This window comes from Candidatus Magnetobacterium casense, assembly GCF_000714715.1.
Lineage (GTDB): Bacteria > Nitrospirota > Thermodesulfovibrionia > Thermodesulfovibrionales > Magnetobacteriaceae > Magnetobacterium > Magnetobacterium casense.
In genome coordinates this window covers 142,838-163,623 of sequence record NZ_JMFO01000001.1, presented here as the reverse complement: position 1 = coordinate 163,623, position 20,786 = coordinate 142,838, and the positions used below count along the sequence as shown (strand labels likewise).

Annotated in this window: 26 protein-coding genes; 10 read left to right on the top strand and 16 right to left on the bottom strand. The window is 48.9% G+C overall.

The genetic code is table 11. The annotated features are described in order from the left end of the window. Positions 1-11: 11 nt before the first annotated feature. The 12 genes from Mcas_RS00735 to Mcas_RS00685 all read right to left on the bottom strand — a co-directional run bounded on the left by Mcas_RS00735 (position 12) and on the right by Mcas_RS00685 (position 10,801). Positions 12-566 carry an MORN repeat-containing protein gene (locus Mcas_RS00735; RefSeq protein WP_052566644.1) on the bottom strand — a complete coding sequence of 185 codons (555 nt, stop codon included), beginning with the start codon at positions 564-566 and terminating at the stop codon, positions 12-14. Positions 567-594: 28 nt separating this feature from the next. Then, on the bottom strand, positions 595-963 hold the full coding sequence (hisI, locus tag Mcas_RS00730; protein WP_040333381.1) for a phosphoribosyl-AMP cyclohydrolase: 369 nt from the start codon (positions 961-963) through the stop codon (positions 595-597). Positions 964-1,099: 136 nt separating this feature from the next. After that, the gene (locus Mcas_RS00725; protein WP_040333379.1) at positions 1,100-1,600 is read right to left on the bottom strand and encodes a YajQ family cyclic di-GMP-binding protein; all 501 of its coding nucleotides are present in this window, start codon (positions 1,598-1,600) and stop codon (positions 1,100-1,102) included. 194 nt (positions 1,601-1,794) lie between these two features. Continuing rightward, on the bottom strand, positions 1,795-4,773 hold the full coding sequence (locus Mcas_RS00720) for a type I restriction endonuclease subunit R (protein ID WP_040333377.1): 2,979 nt from the start codon (positions 4,771-4,773) through the stop codon (positions 1,795-1,797). Then, complete coding sequence (locus Mcas_RS00715; RefSeq protein ID WP_040333376.1) at positions 4,770-5,444, bottom strand: restriction endonuclease subunit S; 675 nt, start codon at positions 5,442-5,444, stop codon at positions 4,770-4,772. Before Mcas_RS00715 ends, Mcas_RS00720 begins: the two co-directional genes overlap by 4 nt. Continuing rightward, positions 5,441-7,147, bottom strand: a complete 1,707-nt coding sequence (locus Mcas_RS00710) for a type I restriction-modification system subunit M (RefSeq protein ID WP_040333375.1) — start codon at positions 7,145-7,147, stop codon at positions 5,441-5,443. The genes Mcas_RS00715 and Mcas_RS00710 overlap by 4 nt, the downstream gene beginning before the upstream one ends. A 1-nt stretch (position 7,148) precedes the next feature. Continuing rightward, entirely contained in the window at positions 7,149-8,516 is a 1,368-nt protein-coding gene (locus tag Mcas_RS00705; protein WP_052566643.1) for a bifunctional folylpolyglutamate synthase/dihydrofolate synthase, read from the bottom strand. Positions 8,517-8,571: 55 nt separating this feature from the next. Then, entirely contained in the window at positions 8,572-8,949 is a 378-nt protein-coding gene (locus tag Mcas_RS00700) for a DUF5615 family PIN-like protein (protein ID WP_040333374.1), read from the bottom strand. Continuing rightward, positions 8,946-9,176, bottom strand: a complete 231-nt coding sequence (locus Mcas_RS19075) for a DUF433 domain-containing protein (protein ID WP_040333372.1) — start codon at positions 9,174-9,176, stop codon at positions 8,946-8,948. Before Mcas_RS19075 ends, Mcas_RS00700 begins: the two co-directional genes overlap by 4 nt. A 336-nt stretch (positions 9,177-9,512) precedes the next feature. Further along, a complete protein-coding gene (gene accD, locus Mcas_RS00690) occupies positions 9,513-10,352 on the bottom strand; it encodes an acetyl-CoA carboxylase, carboxyltransferase subunit beta (protein WP_040333371.1) in 840 nt (279 codons plus the stop codon). Further along, on the bottom strand, positions 10,339-10,464 hold the full coding sequence (locus Mcas_RS18945) for a hypothetical protein (RefSeq protein ID WP_268748978.1): 126 nt from the start codon (positions 10,462-10,464) through the stop codon (positions 10,339-10,341). Before Mcas_RS18945 ends, accD begins: the two co-directional genes overlap by 14 nt. 43 nt (positions 10,465-10,507) lie before the next feature. Beyond that, a complete protein-coding gene (locus tag Mcas_RS00685; protein ID WP_040333369.1) occupies positions 10,508-10,801 on the bottom strand; it encodes a hypothetical protein in 294 nt (97 codons plus the stop codon). Positions 10,802-10,905: 104 nt separating this feature from the next. Between Mcas_RS00685 and Mcas_RS17915 the strand changes: the two genes are divergently transcribed. From Mcas_RS17915 to Mcas_RS00670, 4 genes are read left to right on the top strand one after another with little or no spacing between them, the layout of a single operon-like run. Continuing rightward, positions 10,906-11,082, top strand: coding sequence for a hypothetical protein (locus Mcas_RS17915; RefSeq protein ID WP_156032961.1), 177 nt, complete (start codon positions 10,906-10,908; stop codon positions 11,080-11,082). Continuing rightward, positions 11,073-11,831: a metal ABC transporter ATP-binding protein gene (locus tag Mcas_RS00680; RefSeq protein ID WP_052566642.1), complete on the top strand. Its 759-nt coding sequence runs from the start codon at positions 11,073-11,075 to the stop codon at positions 11,829-11,831. Before Mcas_RS17915 ends, Mcas_RS00680 begins: the two co-directional genes overlap by 10 nt. Before the next feature lie 57 nt (positions 11,832-11,888). Further along, positions 11,889-12,497 carry an N-acetylmuramoyl-L-alanine amidase gene (locus tag Mcas_RS00675; protein WP_052566641.1) on the top strand — a complete coding sequence of 203 codons (609 nt, stop codon included), beginning with the start codon at positions 11,889-11,891 and terminating at the stop codon, positions 12,495-12,497. 13 nt (positions 12,498-12,510) lie between these two features. After that, the gene (locus tag Mcas_RS00670; protein WP_052566640.1) at positions 12,511-13,305 is read left to right on the top strand and encodes a metal ABC transporter permease; all 795 of its coding nucleotides are present in this window, start codon (positions 12,511-12,513) and stop codon (positions 13,303-13,305) included. 36 nt (positions 13,306-13,341) lie between these two features. Here the strand turns inward: Mcas_RS00670 and Mcas_RS19070 are convergent, their stop codons facing one another. The 4 genes from Mcas_RS19070 to Mcas_RS00655 form a co-directional block, all read right to left on the bottom strand. Further along, positions 13,342-13,584 (bottom strand): type II toxin-antitoxin system HicA family toxin, encoded by a 243-nt coding sequence (locus tag Mcas_RS19070; protein WP_081853491.1) that lies wholly within the window; start codon positions 13,582-13,584, stop codon positions 13,342-13,344. After that, entirely contained in the window at positions 13,572-13,886 is a 315-nt protein-coding gene (locus Mcas_RS00665) for a type II toxin-antitoxin system HicB family antitoxin (RefSeq protein ID WP_156032959.1), read from the bottom strand. The genes Mcas_RS19070 and Mcas_RS00665 overlap by 13 nt, the downstream gene beginning before the upstream one ends. A gap of 151 nt (positions 13,887-14,037) precedes the next feature. After that, positions 14,038-14,808 carry an OmpA/MotB family protein gene (locus Mcas_RS00660; RefSeq protein WP_040333366.1) on the bottom strand — a complete coding sequence of 257 codons (771 nt, stop codon included), beginning with the start codon at positions 14,806-14,808 and terminating at the stop codon, positions 14,038-14,040. 37 nt (positions 14,809-14,845) lie between these two features. Continuing rightward, complete coding sequence (locus Mcas_RS00655; protein ID WP_040333364.1) at positions 14,846-15,652, bottom strand: motility protein A; 807 nt, start codon at positions 15,650-15,652, stop codon at positions 14,846-14,848. A gap of 286 nt (positions 15,653-15,938) precedes the next feature. Between Mcas_RS00655 and fabG the strand changes: the two genes are divergently transcribed. The 6 genes from fabG to Mcas_RS15935 all read left to right on the top strand — a co-directional run bounded on the left by fabG (position 15,939) and on the right by Mcas_RS15935 (position 20,669). After that, entirely contained in the window at positions 15,939-16,697 is a 759-nt protein-coding gene (gene fabG, locus Mcas_RS00650) for a 3-oxoacyl-[acyl-carrier-protein] reductase (protein ID WP_156032957.1), read from the top strand. A 111-nt stretch (positions 16,698-16,808) separates the two neighbouring features. Next, complete coding sequence (gene acpP, locus Mcas_RS00645; protein ID WP_040333361.1) at positions 16,809-17,045, top strand: acyl carrier protein; 237 nt, start codon at positions 16,809-16,811, stop codon at positions 17,043-17,045. Positions 17,046-17,054: 9 nt separating this feature from the next. After that, positions 17,055-18,305 (top strand): beta-ketoacyl-ACP synthase II, encoded by a 1,251-nt coding sequence (gene fabF / locus Mcas_RS00640; protein WP_040333360.1) that lies wholly within the window; start codon positions 17,055-17,057, stop codon positions 18,303-18,305. Between the two features lie 19 nt (positions 18,306-18,324). Beyond that, positions 18,325-19,089, top strand: a complete 765-nt coding sequence (rnc, locus tag Mcas_RS00635) for a ribonuclease III (RefSeq protein WP_162176215.1) — start codon at positions 18,325-18,327, stop codon at positions 19,087-19,089. A 13-nt stretch (positions 19,090-19,102) separates the two neighbouring features. Beyond that, on the top strand, positions 19,103-20,137 hold the full coding sequence (gene purM / locus Mcas_RS00630) for a phosphoribosylformylglycinamidine cyclo-ligase (RefSeq protein WP_040333358.1): 1,035 nt from the start codon (positions 19,103-19,105) through the stop codon (positions 20,135-20,137). 136 nt (positions 20,138-20,273) lie between these two features. Beyond that, positions 20,274-20,669 carry a Crp/Fnr family transcriptional regulator gene (locus Mcas_RS15935; RefSeq protein WP_052566638.1) on the top strand — a complete coding sequence of 132 codons (396 nt, stop codon included), beginning with the start codon at positions 20,274-20,276 and terminating at the stop codon, positions 20,667-20,669. Positions 20,670-20,786: the final 117 nt, after the last annotated feature.

Here is a 20,786-nt window from a genome sequence, read left to right as displayed (position 1 = left end):
CAAAAAGGGGGTTAGTAGTTGAGCTCTTTTTGAGCACCACCGGGGTAGATTACGGTGAATTTACCTTCTTTTTTGTCGTCCTTAAACTGGCCGGTAATCTTCTTGCCATCGGGATAGATAAGGGTACCAGTTCCGTGTTTTTTCCCGTCCTTTAACTCACCCTCGTACTTCATCCCATCGGCATACATATAGGTACCCTTGCCGGTAATGGCATCATCTTTAAACTCACCATCGTACTTATCGCCGTTAGCCCAGACAAATTTGCCTTTTACACGCTTGTCATCAACAAACTCGCCTTCAAACCTGCCGCCATCGGGGAACAGATAAACACCCTTACCCTCTCGCTTGCCATTCTTTAAGGTGCCGGTGTACTTTCTGCCGTCCTTTAGCGTCTGGGTACCGGCGCCATCCATCTGCGAGTCCTTGAACTCCCCCTCATACGTGCTGCCATCGGGGAAGACCTTCGTACCAACGCCATCCTTGCAGTTACCCTTGATACAATCGGCATGTAGCACCACTGCCGAAAAACAATACAGCGCCACGATTAAAACCACAAACCTCTTCATGTCAAACCCCCTTGCTTAAACATCCGGGCTATTTACCGTAGACCTGTTCTTGGGAAAAGACCTTTGCGGCAAGCTCATGCCCGTTGATATCCTTGTAGAAGCAGCTCCTGTGCCCGGTGTGACAGGCCCCGGGGCCATGCTGGATTACCTTGATCAGCAGGGTATCGTTGTCACAGTCAACCAGCACCTGCTTTACCTCCTGGACGTGCCCTGATTGTTCGCCCTTTTTCCAGAACTTCTGCCTCGAACGCGACCAAAAATGGGTATAACCACTCTGCAGCGTCTGAGCTAATGAGGCCTCGTTCATATAGGCAACCATTAAGACCTCACCACCCTCTGCGTCCTGGATGATGGCCGGAATAAGCCCCTTGTCATCATACTTAAGCGTCTCTGTCATAACGTGTCAACTCCTTAACGATATTATTAGGTTCAGTATAACATAAACGCCCTTACTCTGACGAGTGTCCCAATTGCCTCATCTGAAATATAGTGGGGTTGTCGGGGGGGTTGGTGTTGGCATGACATCTGCTGCGTTATCTGTAATTGGATATCTGGATGTGTATGCCAAAGTCCTTGTCCTTGATGCGGGAGATGATATTTTGCAGGTCGTCTATCTTCTTGCCCCTGATGCGTACCTGGTCGTTCTGGATTTCGGCTGTAACCTTGAGTTTAAGTTCCTTGACGAGCTTGGTGATCTCCTTTGCCTTTTCAATGGGGATACCCTGCTGGAGGGATATCTTCTGTCGTACGGTTCCCCCTGCTGCCGGCTCTATTTTGCCGTAGGTAAGGGCCTTCAGGGCAACACCGCGCTTTACGAGCTTTGTCTGCAGGATGTCCAGCACGCTCTTTAGCTTGTACTCGTCATCGGAGACGACACTCAGGACGTTGTTTGCCTTGTCTATGTCTATTTCACTCTTGCTGCCCTTGAAGTCAAACCGCGTCGATAGCTCTTTCAATGCCTGTGTAACGGCATTTGAAACCTCCTGCAGGTTTACCTCACACGTGATGTCAAATGAATGCTCATCTGCTGCCATTGTTCCTCCAGATTATGAAAGTCGTTAATTAAGGTTCCGGTATGTATTGACAATGTCACATTTTCTACCATACCACATCCGGAGGTGTCATTGTCAAGGGGGCTAAACAACCAGGACAATCGCACTTGAGCGGAATAGAAAAAAAGTTGATCGTAGTGCTGCTCGGCTTTCTCTAAACTAAAGAATTCAATGACTTACGGTGTAACATGGTAGACTGAATGGCCTTGCCTGTTAAGATTGGCGATTTGGTCGAACCATTCTCGCTTTATATGCGCCTTGACCTGTGGTTGGGAGAGTTTCCTGTAGAGTTCTATCTTGGTGTTTATGAAATCTATAAGGAGAGCTTCTATCACCGTGTCTGATTTTGACTCCTTATCCTGCTCGGTATTGTCGGCCTCTATGACCGCTTTCAACTCCTGATTTTCCTGGTACTTCCGGTACATGTTTTCAACATCAACCTTGTCTTCTTCCGTGATCTCGATACCGTAGGCATCATTGAGAGTCTTGATGATGTTGGAGAGAAGGTCTTTTTCTGATTCTTTCTTTGCAGGGGTATCCGTGCTTGCCGGTTTGACCTCCCCATCTCCTTTCTCTATGGCAATCTTACCCTTGAAGGTCTGCTGTATCCTGAACGATTCAAGGTCTACGGCATCCTGTATTTCATAAGGTATCTTGTTATCTCTTGGGGGAAGTTTCCTGTTTAAGAGCCTGGTAAAGACATAGAGCTTTTCAAGGTCTGTATCCGTAAAGGTAATCAGTTGTGACAGGAAACCGTAAAGCCGGAAATAGCTCTTGAGTCTGCCCCTGAAATCCTCACGTTCATTGTCAGTGCGTTGTCTCCAGTTTTCTATAGCCCTGTCAAGTATCGGTTGCAAAAGCTCCTTGGTTGCCTTTTCGTTAAAGAATATTGCGGCAAACTCATCAACATCGGTCTTTGTGTACAGGTTGAACTTTTCAAGCTCGGCCTGTATGTTGTAGAGCTTATTGGGGTCGGTTTCCTCTTCAAGCATGGTGGTTTGATAGTAGGGTTGGAAGGACTTTGAGATATCCTCGGAATCATTTACGAAATCCAGGACAATGGTTTCGCTCTTCCCTCTCATTGTTCTGTTTAACCTGCTCAGGGTTTGGACGGCATGAACTCCTTCCAACTTTTTATCCACATACATGGTATGAAGCATGGGTTCATCAAATCCGGTCTGGAACTTCTCTGCAACGATTAAAATCCGGTAGTCAGGGGTTTTTAAGGCGTCGGGGATGCTTACTTTAGCGGAGAGCTGATTTAAGGCCGTCTCGGTATATTCAGCGGCGCTGTCAGGGTCTTTCACCGTTCCTGAAAATGCTACAAGGGGTTTGAAGGTAAGGCTACGGCCTTCCATCTGCCTCTTAAACTCAAGGTAGTATTTCACGGCATGGAGTCTTGAACGGGTTACCACCATTGCCCTGCCTCTGCCCTGTATGGCATCGACGGTATGTGCGAGGAAATGGTCAAGCATAATGGCCGTCTTTTTTCCCAGGGCGTGTGGTTGAAGGTCTACGTAGCTTGTAAGAAGTGCAACGGCCTTCTTCTTTTCGTATTCCTTGTCTGCTTCGTATTTCTTCTTGAGCTTGAAATATCTCTGGAAGGTTGTATAGTTGCCAAGCACGTCAAGGATGAACCCCTCCTCTATTGCCTGTCTCATGGAGTATATATGGTGAGCCTCAAAGCCACCCTCAGGGGTTTTCCTGCCAAATAGCTCCAGGGTCTTATTCTTTGGGGTTGCGGTAAAGGCAAAGTATGAGATGTTGGCCTGTTTACCCCGTGCGTTAATCTCCTTTATGATCTCCTCTTCAAGATCGAAATCCTCTTTGTCCTCATCCTCTGCCTTGTCTATGGTGGTGGAGAGGGTTTTGTTCAGGTGTTTAGCCCCCTCGCCGGATTGACTTGAATGGGCCTCATCTATGATTACCGCAAAGCGCTTCTCGCTCAGTTGAGCTATGCCCTGAGAAATCATCGGAAACTTCTGGAGGGTGGTTATAATAATATCCCTTCCGGCTTCAAGGGACGCTCTCAGTTGTGTGGAATTGACGTCTATCTTACAGACCACGCCCTCTACCTGCTCAAACTGCTTGATTGTATCCTGGAGCTGTCTGTCAAGTATCCTCCGGTCTGTGACAACAACAATGGAGTCAAAGAGGCGCGTTTTGTCCGTGTCTTTCTGATAGAAACTTGCCAGTTGATGGGCAAGCCATGCTATCGAGTTTGATTTCCCAGAACCTGCCGAGTGTTGTACGAGGTAGCTTTTCCCCACGCCATCCGCTTTAACACAATCGATGAGGGTTCGTGTTACATCAAGCTGATGGTATCGGGGGAATATAAATGCCTCGTGTTCTTGCTCCTGAAGTCCTTTTTGGTTGTCGTAGTATTTTTCGGTCTTTTTCTGGATATGCAGGTAGTTCTGTATAATACTGAGGAGGGTGTCAGGGGTCAGGATGTCTTCCCAGAGGTAGGCCGTCTTATGCCCACTTGGATTGACGGGGTTTTCCGTATCCTTGTTAAAGGGCAGGAAGAAGGTCTTATTCCCCTGGAGTTTTGTTGTCATAAATACCTGCTCATTGCCTGCCGCAAGATGCACAAGGCATCTCTTAAACTGTAGGAGCGGTTCTTTGGGGTCTCTGTCCTTCCGGTACTGTTGCCTTGCCTCATCTACCATCTGACCTGTGAGGGAGTTTTTAAGTTCCATCGTGATTATGGGCAGTCCATTGATGAAGATCACAATGTCTATTGATTTTTTGTTCTTGGCGCTGTATTTTAGTTGTCTGACTACGGAAAAGCGATTATGTTGGTAAAGCCTTGTATGTTCAGGGTTCATCCCGCTGCTTGGTTTAAAGTATACAAGGTTAAACCTTGCCCCCCGGTCAGAGACGCCCTTGCGTAGGACATGGAGCGTCCCCCTTTTGGATATCTCCGTACTTATGCGGTATATCAGTTTAGTGGGTGTCTCTGTTGCGTATTGCAGTTGGAGCCTTTCGTATTCCTTCGGTTGGGTATCCTGGATGAATCCCAGGACCTCGGCAGGTAAGAGGCAGGCTTCACGGTCATAGTCCTTCGACAGGCGATTGTGGTAACCGGAGGACAGGAGGCTTTCTTCTATGTGGTCTTCAAAGTCCTGTTCGATGTAGTTTCGGTAACTCATGTGTTTACCGTATCCCTTACGTCTATCTTGCCCGTAACGGCATTGGAGATTAGGGCGGTGCGGTATTCCTGGAGGAGGGCAATGGATTGATTTTCATTTTCAATTTGTTTATCTATCTGCTGGGTCTTGCGGTCGAGGTAGGAGGCAATGGCGGTTTGCTCATCTTTAAGTGGAAATAGAAATCGTATGTCCTTTAATTTTTCTCTGGTAAGGTGGCCTATGCTAACCTTATTTACTTGTGTTTCATAATATCCACCCTTACCATATGCCTCAGAATGGTACAAATAATACCTTGGATTACTTGGATGATTAATTTTTACCTTATGAACAGAATTTTGAATGTAACATTCATCTATCTCATCGTTCCAAATAGCAGTTCTACCTACTTCTCCCCCTTCACTGATTAGAAGATCATTCTTCTTTATTAGGTACTGTTTTAGTTCTTGTTTGGAAAACCACATTTCCTTAATATCAGTAGTATCAACATACTCCCATGTAATATTTTGTGCTCTCAAATATGACTTTAATAAATAACCACCCTTGTCTTCTGGTGTAAGCATTTTTCCTAAAACAATATCTGCAATATGTTTCAGAGGTTTCACCTCCCAATGCTCCGGTATCTCTCCGAGCCATTCAATCCCGCTGTCCTTGTATTTCGGATAACGATTCATTCTTCTAAAATCTCTTTCAGCATCCCTTCGGTCTCTGCCTCAAGTTTCAGGATATCCCTTTTTATATCCTCAAGTGACCGGAGGGGCTTATATTCATAGAAATACCTGGTGAAGCTTATCTCATACCCCACCTTGTCCTTGCCCCTGTCCATCCACGCATAAGGCACATGGGGAAGCACCTCACGCCTGAAATACTCGTCTATGTCTTCGGTAAGAGGCACCTTCTCAGAATCCCTTAAGGAGCTATCCGGCTTAGGATTGCCATGCTTATCCCTTACCACCTTGCCATTTTCAATAAGCGGACGCTCTACGGTGACCTTCGTATACCCGAACTCGTTGTTATTGAATACCTTACAGTACCTGTCCTGACTAAACTCCGTGTATATCTCCGTTATCTTTCGTATATGTTCATCAGAGATGTAGCTTCTCTTGTTACCCAGACTCTTGCGCATCTTTTCATAGAATCCCACGGCATTGATAAGCTGAACCTTGCCTTTACGATGCTTAGGCTTTTTGTTGGTGACAATCCATATGTAGGTGGCAATCCCCGTGTTGTAAAAAAGCTCAGTGGGCATGGCAATGACGGCCTCAAGCCAATCGTTTTCAATGATCCATTTCCTGATGTTACTCTCCCCCGAACCTGCATCCCCTGTGAACAGAGGTGAACCGTTGAATATAATGGCTATCCTGCTTCCGGTTTTATCCACCTTGGAGATCATGTGCTGGAGAAACATCAATGCCCCATCACTCACCCTGGGAAGTCCGGCGGAAAACCTCCCGTGAGGGTCCTTAGCCTCATTTTCTATTGTCTCCTGCTCCTTCTTCCAACTCACACCAAAGGGAGGGTTACTTAGCATGAAGCTGAACCGCCTACTTTTAAAGCCGTCATACGTAAAGCTCGAACCAAACTTTATGTTTTCGTCTTTTTCCCCCATGATAAGGAGGTCTGCCTTTGCAATTGCATAGGACTGAGGGTTTATCTCCTGCCCGTATAGGTATGTCTCAACTTTGGGATTTATGGAGAGTATATACTCCTTCGCAATAGTGAGCATACCACCTGTCCCACATGCAGGGTCGTAAATGGAACGGACAATGCCCGTACCCTTGATGGCATCCCGATGTTCGGCAAATAGGAGGTTCACCATGAGGCGGATAACTTCACGAGGGGTATAGTGCTCTCCGGCTGTCTCATTTGACATTTCGGAAAATCTCCTAAGCAGCTCCTCGAATATGTACCCCATTTCGTGATTGGAAACCTTTTTGGGATGAAGGTCTATTTCGGTGAACTTTTTAATCAGCATGAAAAGCAGGTTGCCCTTGGAGAGCTTGGCTATCACCTTGTCTATCTGGAAGTTCTCCATTATGTCAGAGACGTTCTTGCTGAAGCCGTTTATATAATTATTGAAATTAAGCTCAAGGTTTTTTGAATCCTGAGAGAGTCTCCGGAGGTCATAAACAGAGGTGTTGAAAAACCCTGCACTGCTTTCACTTAATAGAACAGGGGAAGTGTCAGCGAGCTTATCTTTGAACTTATTATAGGTTGTAATTACAGCATCCTTTCTGGGTTCAAGTACACAGTCCAGGCGTCTGAGAACAACAAACGGCAGGATTACGTCCCCGTATTCGTGTCGTTTGAACGTCTCGCGTAATATGTCATCTGCAACCTGCTCGATGAAGTTTGCCTTTTCCTGGAAGTTATTCACATTACTTCTGCTTCCCCGTAGATTCCGTGAGGCTCTTCAGAGATACGACCTCCCCTCCGATGACCTCCCTGGCATCCCCGACGGTATAGAACGATCCCGTAACTACGACGAGATCACCGGCCTGGTACAACGTCCGGGCCAACGCAAGGGCATCCCGCACCGAGTCAGTGGAGTGAAACGCCCCATTCATCTCCGGTAACATGGCCTGTGCAATGGCAAGGAGGCGCTCTGCCCTCTCTGCGCGGGGGTAGTTGGCCGACGTGAAGATAACCGTGTGTGCTACGGGCAGGATTGGCACTATGATGTTGTCCTTGTCCTTGTCCGACATCGTTCCGATAATGAGGATGATCCGCAAAAAAGGTGGTTTTTGGTCTTTGGGGTTTAGGAACACGTCCCTCAGCGTTGCTGCAAGCTGACGCATGGCGTCTGGATTATGGGCGCCATCCAACAGGACGGGCACGCCATCGAACGAGGTCATTTCACACCTGCCTGGCCACGCCACGCCCTTTAATGCCCGACGTAAGATGCCCTCATCCCCGGCAAGATGCCCCTTGCGGCTGAGGACCTCCCATGCCCTGATGGCGCAGGCTGCGTTTTCGGCCTGATGGGCGCCAACCAACGGCACTTCCATACGCCTGTAGGTGCCATGTCCGTGGTAATCAAGGGTCGTACCATCGACGCCGGCCCTCACCGAAGAGACATCAAAGTCCGTCCCGTAGACATCAATATCGCTGACCTTCTCCCTGGCGGCTGCCTTGAGCACCTCAAGGGCAATCTCATCGCGGCAGGCCGTGATGACCTCAACGGCGGGCTTTATGATGCCGGCCTTTTCGGCTGCTATATCTGCTATGCTATTGCCCAGGAACTCCTTGTGGTCTTCGCTGATGGAGGTGATGATGGTCAACTGTGGCGTTATTATATTTGTGGCGTCGTAGCGTCCGCCCATACCTGTCTCAAGGACGACCCACTGGACACCCTGGCTCTTGAAATGCAAAAATGCCATTGCCGTCACGAACTCAAAGAACGTCACCCGCAATCCCTGCTCACTGCGTAGAGCCTCCCGTATCTCCCGAGTCAGCGATACAACCTCTTCCTCGGTTATCTCCACGCCGTCAACGCGTATCCTTTCGGTGAACCGAACGAGGTGTGGGGAGGTAAAAAGCCCCGTCTTAAGGCCATTAGCCCTGATGATGCTTGCTATCATGGCAGAGGTTGACCCCTTGCCGTTTGTTCCGGCCACGTGCACGCAGTAAAACGCCCGCTGCGGTTGCCCCAGTACCTCCGCAATGGTTGAAATGTTAGCCAAACCCAGCTTGATCCCGTGCTTTTGCAGGCCATACAGATAATCTATTGCTTTATCGTAACTCATCTAAGAAAAGAAAGAAGCCCCCTTGACCCCTTCTTGTGCAGGCTTGACTGAACGATTACAATATCTTATCATGATTTTCTTTAATTCTTCTAAATCTGTGTCGTGCCGGTTCTATCACAACAAATGCCGATTTTAAATCATCTTCAGAGTAAGAGGTCAAGACTGTTTCAATTTCTTTATGAACTGAAATTATAGTTGAAGGCAATACACGAAGGTAGATAACTCCACAGCCTAATTCTTCTACAAAAACAAGCCCGCCAAAATCTCTGTCTCGTGTTATGAAAATCCGTTGCTGCTCTTGAGATTTTTTTAACAGTATTATATCGGATGCCCTGGACATATTTATGTCGGAAACTGTAATAACATCATGCTTTAATTCTTTAAGAAATCTACTGGTAACGGCAAACACATCCTGGTCTAACAGAAAGTTCATACCGATGCTGTTATATGTATTTCTTCCGAGGCCACCAAATCGATAGTATACTGTATACAGGCACGAATGTCCTCAGGCTGAAGATCGGGATAATAATCATGTATGATCTCTTGAAAGCTTAAGCCTTCCCTTATCAGTTCAAGGACATTTTGCAAGGTAATCCTTGTTCCCGCTATACAAGGTTTACCAAAGTGAATGTTCGGATTGATTTCGATTCTTTCTCTCATTTGTCTCACCTGTTTATATAGTTGTATTTTCCAATATCTATACCCTATACTAACCTATTACTTTCAACAAAATCAATTAATAAAAGTTTGTCTCACGCTCATTAAAAAAAAGCCTGCTGTAAAAAATCCTGTGATGATATATAGCACGTTTCAAAAAAAAGAAAGGGGCGGCTCCGCTTCTTGTCGCTCCAGGTCGCACCTGGCCCCTTCAGAACCCCCTGCAAGGGGACCAGTCCCCTTGACCCCATAATGCGTAACCTTCTATCATCACAGAAATATTTACAGTAACAAAAAAAAGTATCCGTTCTACAAGGAAACCCGATCACAGGCTTCTCCTTAAAGCGATTTCAGAATCCTCAACAGCTTTGTAATGGTGAGTTTTAGGTCTTTGCGGTTGACGACCATGTCTATCTGTCCGTTTTTGAGGAGGAACTCTGCCTGTTGAAAGTCAGCGGGTAGTTGTTGACTGATGGTCTGCTGGATGACCCTTGCCCCGGCAAATCCGATAAGGGCCTTTGGCTCTGCGATTATAACATCGCCCAACATGGCAAAGCTCGCACTGACCCCGCCAAAGGTCGGATCGGTCAACAGTGCGATATAGACAAGCCCCCTGTTGCGCAGCCTGCCTATGGCCGCAGAGACCTTCGCCATCTGCATCAGTGAATAGATGCCCTCCTGCATCCGAGCCCCTCCGGAGGCACAGCAGACCACAAGGGGTGTGTTGCCCTCCGCGGCAGCGTCGATGACCCTCACGAGCTTCTCCCCCACCGCCGACCCCATGCTGCCCCCCATGAAAGAGAAATCCATAGCGGCTATTGCTATGGGCAGTCGGTTAATGGTTCCCGTGCCAGTGACAACGGCCTCTTTGAGGTTACTTTTTTGTTGGTTCTTAAGGAGACGGTCATTGTATGATATGGTGTCTGTGAATTCAAGCGGATCGGCACTTGTCAGCGACGCATCCAGCTCAACAAACGTGCCGCTGTCTATGAGCATGTTGATACGCTCACGGGCGCCTAGTCTGAAGTGGTAGGCGCACTTTGGGCAGACTCTCAGATTCTTTGCCAGTTCCTTACGATAGACTATCTCCTTACAGCTATTGCACTTGACCCAGAGTCCTTCGGGAATGTTGACCCGTTTCTGTGTGCTGATGTCTTTTGAGCGCTTAAACCAGGCCATAGTCCTGTGTTCGCTGAAACAATACATCCCTGGCCATAATGCATGGGATAAGGGCCTTCATCCCTGCGCTGCCAGGTATCTCAAAGACAGCGGTTATTTTTGTCTGTTTCATCTTTAGTCTTTACTTTTTTCTATAACAGCTCGGTTGTATTATATCATAAATACAGATAGTGGAGAGTAAAAAAAGTCGCTTGAAAAATATTGACAGTTACAGTACAATAGACGACTTTAGCCACAAATGCCCTGCCAATAGCATATCTTTCTTTAAGTTTACGCCCTTTACATTGATTATCTACCCACCACATATACTTTTCTATTTGAACTATCTCCAGGATTGTAATTAAATGCTTTTGCTTTTCGGTTATGGGGTCGGTACAAATCTCTTCAAGCTCTGGGAACAATAGTCGTTGCACTTTTCCTAATAGCCATGATATACTCTCTATTAACATATGCTCTCCTTATGATTTAAGATGTTTTTACGAGATTTATTTTATCATAGGGAGGGCTAAAATATCATTAAAATTTAGGAGTTTTGCAAGAGGCTCAATATAGTATGTTTATGATAAGAACCGTTTTGTTGACTGTTGTATTACTCCTGAGCCATGCGCTTGCGCTGGTTGAGGTGCAGGAGACAAACGTCATTCCAACGGGCGTTGAATCACACGAGTCTGAACCACGACCAGAGGTACGCCTCATCAAAAACCTGCGCATCGCCCTGTCATGCAAATGAAGCGAGGGGCGTGCATAGAGATAGAGCAACTGAGCTTTGACTACAACGGCACCAGGGTGCTTGAAAGCGTGACCCTGGACGTGGAACAGGGCGACTACCTCGGCATCATAGGCCCCAATGGCGGCGGTAAGACCACGCTGCTTAAGCTGATACTGGGCCTGCTCAGTCCCACCAGCGGCCAGATCAAACTCTTTGGACAACCCGGTGAGACCTTTAACGAACGCTTTAAAATCGGCTACGTCTCCCAACGGGCAACCCAGCAGGGGTTTTACTTCCCCACCACCGTCTACGAAATAACGGCCAGTGGACGCACGGCCAGAATGGGCCTGTTTGGAAGGTTCAGAAAGGCCGATCGCGACGCCATCCAACGTGCCATGATGATCACGGAACTCGATGACTACAGCAACCGCATTATCGGTACGCTCTCAGGCGGAGAACGCCAGAGGGTCTTTATTGCCCGCGCCCTTGCCGGTGAACCCGACGTACTCATCCTCGATGAACCGGTTGTGGGCGTTGACATCGTTTCGCAGGAGCGGTTCTACGCATTTCTCAAACACCTCAACAGTCAGTTCGGTATCACGGTCCTCTTTGTCTCCCACGACATCGGGGTCATCTCCAAGGAGGTGCGCAACATCATGTGCCTCAACAAACGCCTGTTCTGTCACGGTCCACCCAACGACTTCACTCACGAACAGTTGATCGAGGAGGCATACGGCAGAAAGGTCAGCTCCCTCAGTCATCAACACTAAGACAAGGTTGCTTTTAGCAATCGAAATACAGGCAAGCAAAGGAGTATGCTTAACCTAATGGACATGAAACTGGACAAGGCAACGGGTTTGGTCACACCCTGTTTTAAGGGTAAATCGTCGCCCAACGTCTATGCCAACAGGCTCAGGGGACACCTTGAGTACATCATCATTCACTATACCGTTGGACTTGGCTTCAGGGGTGTTGTTGATTTCTTCATGACACCCAGGCAGACATCCGCACACTTCGTCGTAGATCGAGATGGCACCATAGAGCAGCTCGTCAGTCTCAATGATGCCGCCTGGCACGCTGGCATAAGCTACTGGGGAGGACACAATGGCCTGAACAGCTACTCGGCAGGCATTGAGATCATAAACGCCGGATACGTGAAAAAGACGGACGACGGCTCCTATCGCAGCGAACTCAACCAACCGGTTGCAGCAGAGGACGTTTCAGAGGCAACGCACAAACATGAACACACCAAGCGGCTCTGGATGAGCTACTCCGACGCCCAGACAGAGGCAGTGCTTGACCTGTGCCACCTAATAAAGCAGAACTACCCCTCCGTTAAGGACATACTTGGCCATGACGACATTGCACCAGGCAGGAAATTTGACCCCGGTCCGCTGTTTCCACTGACCGAACTACGTTTAAAGCTGTTTGGGTAAATAAGGTGTTTTTTTGTTAGAGATATTTGAACTGGGGTTTATGCGACGGGCCTTTGCCGCTGGGGTGGTCATAGCGGTGATGGCCCCGCTGATCGGGACGTACCTGGTTATTCGGCGCTATTCGATGATGGCCGATACGCTTGCGCACGTGTCGTTGGTTGGCGTGGCCCTGGGACTGCTGACAAAGACGTATCCGGAGCTTTGGGCAATGCTGGTGTCGGTGGCAACGGCCTTTGGGATCGAACAGCTAAAGAGCAGGGGCAAGGTCTACGGGGAATCCGCCGTGGGGCTGTTTCTGTGGGCAGGGATGGCACTGGCCGTCGTCCTCATCAGCCTGGCAAAGGGCTTTAACGTAGACCTCTTCAGCTTCCTCTTTGGCAGCATCACCACAGTAACGCAACGAGACCTGATATACATCCTCATACTGGCCGTTGTCGTCATCGGCATTGTGATTGCCCTGTACAACCCCCTGTTTTCAACCTCCTTCGACGAAGAATATGCCCAGGCAAGCGGCATCAAACCCAAAAACTTCAACATCATAATCGTGGTGCTTGCCGCAGTGACAATATCGGCCTGCATCCGTGTCGTGGGCATGTTGCTCATTGGCGCCCTGATGGTCATTCCCGTGTTGACGGCCATGCAGTTTGCACGCAGCTTTAAGCAGACTTTGCTACTGTCGGTGGTGTTTTCGTTGCTGTCAGTGATATCGGGCCTGCTGTTGTCCTACTACTTTGACATCGCAAGTGGAGGTACCATTGTGCTGGTGGCATTTGGGGTCTTCATCGTCGGGAGCTTCTTTAAGGACTGACAGCATAAATGGGCAGCGGCAGGAGTGTCCCTAAGATTAACTTCGTTTTTTGCATCTATCGAGATACTTAAAATATGTTTCTCTGTCAAGACCGGCTGTTCTCATATTACTTTTGATAATATCTACCTCTATTTGATTGTAAACCGGTATAATCACTGGCCTGATAATACCATCTTTCCAGTAAGCACGATGTGAACCATCCTGACGATGAAATACAAAACCAAGTTCCTGAAATATACACTCAAGTACTTTCCAGTTAATTGGTGTTAGACGTGACACTCACTTTGAGTGCGTACCCTAAACGGTAACGACACTGTGTATTGATTCTTCTTTGTGCATCGACTTTCTTTAACGGTTGCTTTTTTACGTATAAGTGTAAATCCACAGCCCTTGAGTACATCGTCAATAGTGCCTTTTTCTATACAGGTTGAGAGAAATAAATTTGTGGCTTCTATCAGGTTGGTCTTAGCCTCTTGCTCATTGTCACCTTGTGTCGTAATATCCAGCACAGGACATGTTGCCACCCAATGGCTGGTCTTCCTCTTTAGCCGCAACGGCAATGTAAAATCTATAGAAAACATGTCCTTATTCTAAACTATCTGTCAATCAGAATGCAATAAGCCCATGGACAGAAGCAGGGTAATCGCATTTGACCGGAAGAAAAAAAGAGGGGCGGAGGGGGTGAGGCACCCCTGCCACAAACCGCCCTCCTTCTTTTCTTCTGTTGTCGTCTTAGGATGATACCTCTTTGAGCCTGATTTCGACCCTTCTGTTTTGCGCCCTGTGCTCCGGCGTGTCATTTGGGGTGATGGGGCGACTGTCGGCGTTGCCCTTTACGTAGAGCCTGGAGGGTTCTATGTCGTGTTTGGCGATGAAGTACCTTAGCACGCTGGTTGCCCTGGCTGCGGAGAGTTCCCAGTTTGAGGGATACAGGGCAGTACGGATCGGCACGTTATCGGTGTGTCCGTCAATTTCGACCATAAGCCCCGGATACCGGTTGATGATTTCGGCGATGTTGTCCAGTACCGGAGTTGAGGGGGCAAGCACAGTGGCCGCACCAGGGGCAAAGCTGACATTCTCCCTCATCGTTACAACTATGTCCTTGTTCATGGCTGTCACACTGACATCATCCTGGAGATCAAGCTCCCTGATAAGCGAGGCTATTTCGCCCGTTATGGCAACCTCGGTTGTTGCTACGGGCACGTCTACCGTGGCATCGTCTGCTACAGAGACCGGTGTTTCAATGTCCCTCTGCAGCCCTTCCTCCTTGGTCTCAACCACGACGGCCTTGTGGACCTTCGACTCCTGAGCAGTTACCTTGTGCTTGTTCGTTATTATAAAGAACATGACAAAACACACCAGCAACAGCGACATAACATCCGTCATTGTAAACAGCCACAGGTTGTCCTCCGAGGACGAACCCGACCTCTCCAATAGTCGTGCGCGGTAGGCTTTCATTATGCCCCTTGTATTGTCAATCCCGTTTTTAGCCTTGCTTGTCATAACCAACCCATATCCTTCATATTATACGGCAAATCTCTTAACGTAAGAGACCACTTGCCGGTATCGTTCTCAACTGACCCTTAAAGCCCACGGCCTCTTCTACGTCGTCGTACTGCCTAAGCTTCTCTTCAATTTTTGTGGGGTGTTCCAGGTCGCTCACACACATGGTACCGGTAATTACCAAGGCCATATGAGCCTCCAACATCATCGCCCGCTCCTTGAGCTTTGCACACAGCGGTATCGCTATGAGATTTGAGGCAATCACGCCATAGAACGTAGACATCAAGGCAACGGCCATCATCGGGGCCAGGGTCTCAACTGAATCCAAGCTCTTGAACATCTTTATAAGACTCACCACCGTACCGGCAAGACCCAACGACGGCGTCAGACGCGCTATGGTCTTTAGTACGTTCTGGCTGAAGTTGAGGTTGACAAGCCTGTTGTTCATCTCCCTTTCCATGATATCCCTGATTGCGTTGTCACTGTAGCTGTTTACCACCAGGTTGATACCAAAGCGCAGGAAGTCATCCCTGATCTCGGATACCTTGTCCTCAAGTGCACGCAAACCGTCATTGCGATTAATAGACGCACACTCCTGAATCTCCCTGACGATGTAGTCCTTATCGCCCTTGTCCCTGAACGAACTGATGACGTCAGCAAACGTGGCCTTGATCCTACGCATCGGGAACCCTATGAGGGACCCCACAAACGTACCACCAATGACTATCACGAATGCGTCAACGTTTAGCAGCATCCCTGCCCCCATTCCCTTAAACAGCGACACCAGCACCACCGCCAGCACCGCCACCATCAAAAATCCTGTTAATAACCTTGTTGTCTTCATCTGTTGTGCACCTCCGTATAAGATTAGTTTAAATTATTTAGACCGCTTATGGTCTTGCAGTTGTCATGCCAGTGACATAGTGTGTGGTATCATGCAGCAAACACCTGGGTGAGGCACGTTGGAGGGTAGGCAGGGGCAGGAAATTTTTGCCCGGTATCAGGAAAATTCTTCTGAGTGCCCGTAATCACCACCAGCCTGAGGGCAACGCAAAAAAAAGACTGGATTATTTATGAGTCCATTTGCTAAAATTACTCCAAGTAGTATAAGGAGGTAAAATAAGATAGTTATGAATGGACAGGTGGCTCTGATAACCGGTTCGGCACGAGGCATTGGCAAGGAGATAGCCAGGGTGTTAGCGCGCAGAGGTGCAAGCGTCATAATCTCTGACGTAAATCTCCAGCAGGCAGAGGAAACCGCCCGGGAGATCGAAAAAGATACGGCAACAGAAGGCTCCGTTGAGGGAGTAAAGGCCGTGGCGATGAAGTTTGACGTCTCCAGCGGCGCCGAGGTGGAAACGGCCTTTGCAGCCATATCTGAACGCTTTGGCAGACTTGACATCCTGGTAAACAATGCAGGGATTACGCGAGATGCCCTGATCCTGCGCATGAAAGATGAAGACTGGGACGCCGTACTGAACATAAACCTCAAGAGCGTCTTTCTGTGCAGCAGGGAGGCCATAAAGATAATGTCAAGGCAACGCTACGGCAGGATCGTAAACATAGCCTCAGTGGTGGCCTTCATGGGCAACCCCGGTCAGGCCAACTATGCCGCCTCCAAGGCCGGTATCATCGGACTTACAAAGACGGCGGCCAAGGAGTACGCAAAGCGAGGCGTGACGGTCAATGCCGTTGCCCCGGGCTTCATTGTTACCGCCATGACCGATGCCCTTCCCGATAAGGTCAAGGAGGAGATGCTTGGCGCCATACCGATGGGAAGATTCGGTGAAATCACGGACGTGGCCAATGCCGTGGCCTTTCTGGCCTCCCCGCAGTCTGGCTATATCACCGGCAACTGCATCCACATCAATGGCGGGATGTATATGTAAAGCAGCGGGGGTATACCACCCCTGTAGCCGTTTATTTTCTTACAAACAAATGATTATTGTAATTCAACATAAGCTCGATAGAGTTGAAACATCATGATGGAGGTTATCTAAATGGTAGACGAAAAGGTAAAGGCAATTATAGCAAAGCAGTTGAGTATAGACCCAGGGCAGGTAAAGCCGGAGGCGTCGTTTATAGAGGACCTTGGGGCCGATTCACTCGACACGGTGGAGCTTGTAATGGCCTTTGAGGAGGCCTTTGGGGTACAAATCCCCGATGAAGAGGCCGAAAAGATCACACGAGTATGTGACGCCATAGATTATATCACCAAAAAACTCGGCGATAAGTAGCAGTATGTCATGGAAAAAAACAGGGTAGTAGTAACCGGACTAGGAGTGATAACCCCTGTAGGTACCGGGGTAGACAAGACATGGAATGCCCTGTTAGCGGGCACAAGCGGTATAGGCAAGGTAACCAGGTTCAACGACCCTGACCTTCCCGTGCAGATAGTCGGCGAGGTGGATGACTTTACCCCCGAAGACTACATTCATCCCAAAGAAATAAAAAAGATGGACCGCTTCATCCATTTTGCCATGGGCGCCTCAGAGATGGCTATGAAAGACTCAGGGCTTAAAATGGCGGAGGAAAACTCCGACCGCTGTGGCGTAATCATAGGCTCTGGCATGGGAGGTCTGCCAACCCTCGAACACTACTACAAGGCATACCTCGATGGTGGCTACAAAAAGGTTTCCCCCTTCTTTATCCCCATGATGATAATAAACCTTGCTGCCGGCAGCGTCTCTATGAAGTATGGTATGAAGGGTCCTAATTCTGCCATTGTGACGGCGTGTGCATCGGGCAATCATGCCATAGGAGAGGCATTTAGGCTGATCAAGAGAGGCGATGCCGACGTCATGCTTACCGGCGGAGCAGAGTCAGTGCTCACTCCCCTGGCCATTTCGGGCTTTGCGGTCATGAAGGCACTCTCCCGCAGAAACAACGACCCTCAAAAGGCAAGTCGCCCCTTTGACCTTGGCAGAGACGGCTTTGTCATGAGCGAAGGCTGCGGGGTCATGCTCATAGAAAGTCTCTCACATGCCACCGACAGAGGCGCCAGGATATATTGTGAAATAGTAGGCTACGGCATGAGCGCAGACGCCTACCACATCACCGCCCCTTCCCCCGAGGGAGAGGGTGCATACAGGTGCATGAAGGCCGCCATCAATGACGCACAGATCGCACCGGAAAACATAGACTACATAAACGCACACGGCACCTCTACTAAAATCAACGATGAGCTGGAATCCATTGCCATCAAAAACCTTTTCAAAGAACATGCCTATAAGGTGGCCATCAGCTCAACAAAGTCAATGACAGGTCATCTGCTCGGAGCAGCAGGCGGTGTCGAGGGGGTCATCTGTGCCCTCAGCATATATAATGGCATCATTGCACCAACCATAAATCTCGATGAGCCCGACCCCATATGCGACCTCGATTACGTCCCTCACAGGGCACGCAAGGCAGAGATAAACTACGCCCTGTCAAATTCCTTCGGATTCGGTGGTACCAACGCATGTCTGGTGTTTAAGAAATACAAGGATGACTTCTGACTCCTCTACGATAAAGCCTGTGCCTAAGTTCCAAACCAATGGGCAGTCAGGACAACCCTCAATACAGTCAGAGCCAGTAGATAGTGGCCTTGAGACACTTGAAGGACTCTTGAACTATACCTTCAGAGACAAGGGGTTGCTCATAGAGGCATTGACTCATCGCTCCTACTTTCACGAGAGTCCCGGCAAGAGCTGCGCTTACAACGAGCGTTTTGAGTTCCTGGGGGATGCCGTTCTGGGAATGGCTATAACGGATATACTCTTTAGAGAAAACGCATCCCTGTCGGAGGCGGAGATGTCTAAGCTGAAGTCCTACCTGGTCTCAAGGGATATTCTTGCCCAACTGGCCCTGGAGATGAATATCGGACAATACATCAGACTGGGCAAGGGCGAGGAGTTAACCGGTGGCAGAAAAAAAAACTCGCTGATCGCAAATACCCTGGAGGCCATTATCGGTGCGGTCTACCTCGACAGCGACTACGTAGTGGTCAAAAACGTAATCGCACACCTGTACGCCTCCACCATCAACAAGGCCATAAACCAACACCACCCCTACGACTACAAGACAACCCTCCAGGAGCTGAGTCAGACACTGTTTGCAACCCTGCCCGAGTATAGGCTGGTGAGTGAGACCGGTGACGACCACAACAAGACCTTTGTCTACGAGGTCTGTCTAAACGCCCAGCCCTTGGCAACGGGAACCGGCAAAAGCAAAAAAACCGCCCAAATAAACGCAGCCTGTGCAGCACTTCAGACACTGCACAAGAAAGAGAACCTGATATAATGGTCATAGACACATGAACAACACACCACTTACATATAAAGATGCGGGCGTTAACATAGCCCAAGCCGATGACTTTATAAACGAAATCACTCCGATGGTCAGGAGGACCTTTCGCAAGGAGGTACTCAGTGACATAGGTGCATTTTATTCGCTGTTCAGGGTAGACCTGACCAGGTACAATGACCCCGTGTTGGTCAGCAGCACCGATGGCGTGGGTACAAAACTCAAACTCGCCTTTATGCTCAACAAGCACGACACCATCGGGATCGACCTGGTGGCCATGTGCGCAAATGATATACTGACGGCAGGGGCAGAGCCGTTGTTTTTCCTCGACTACCTGGCCGTGGGCAGACTGGACAAGGCCGTGGCTGTGGATATCCTCAGGGGTATCACTGAGGGCTGCCTCCAGGCGGGGTGCTCGCTGGTGGGTGGAGAGACCGCCGAAATGCCGGGATTTTATGCCGAAAACGAGTACGACATATCGGGCTTTGTCGTTGGCATCCTCAACAGGGGTGACGTCGTTGACCCCAACGACATACAGGCAGGTGACAGTGTCATAGGGCTTGCCTCAACCGGTCTGCACAGTAATGGCTACTCCCTGATCCGGAGGCTCTTCCTGGACATCAATCAGCTCGATGTCAACGCCCACATGCCAGTCCTTGGCAAGACGCTCGGTGAGGAACTCCTGACCCCAACAAAGATATACGTCAAGACCATACTCAACGCCAGAGAAACCCTCAAAATCAAGGCCATGGCCCACATAACCGGCGGCGGGCTTACCGGCAATCTCCCTCGCATCCTCCCCCAAGGCCATGGGATACGCATACGACACTCCTCATGGGACGTCCCACCCATATTCCAACTGGTACAAAAAATGGGTAATGTCGATAACCAGGAGATGTTTAAGACCTTCAATATGGGGATCGGCTACGTGCTTATAACCCACCGGGAGGACGCACAAAGGGCGCTGGAGGTACTCAGCCAATCCGGCCAGCAGGCCAACATCATAGGTGAGGTCATCAAGGGCACAGGAGTTGAGTATCAATAGTACTCCACAGGCGTGTTTATCGACGGTGCTATTAAAATAATGTACGCTATTAGACTGCTCCCCTGTTATCCCCCACTCCGTATGGGGATGGCATACAGTGGGATGCAACAGAAAAACTTAAACGCAGGAGGAAGAGATGAAAAAAATAGCCACTACAGAGATATATGAGGATGGTCAACATATTATTAAACAAGGCTCCTTTGGCGAAGGTACTTATGTGATCCTCTCAGGTAAGGTTGCGATCAATGTAAAAGACAACGGCGTTGATCTAACGGTTACACATCTTGCTGCAGGGGATATCTTTGGACACATGAGTTTCATAGACCGCCAACCACGCTCTGCATCGGCAGTGGCGGTGGGCACCGTCAAGGTCGGCTTGTTTGACAAAGACTATCTTGACACCGAAATCAACAAGACCTCCGAGGACTTTCGCATCATCCTCAAGGCCCTCACAGAGAGGCTGAGAGACACAACCAGCAAGCTGGTCAACCTTACTATCAAGTACTATCGCCTGACAGGCGAAACCGAGTAACAATATAAGGTAGTCCTGCACAAGTAGTGATGATCGTAAATTTACCACCCTCCCCTAACCCCTCCCATAAAGGGAGGGGGATGGCAATATCACTATCACTGCAGGACTACCCAATAT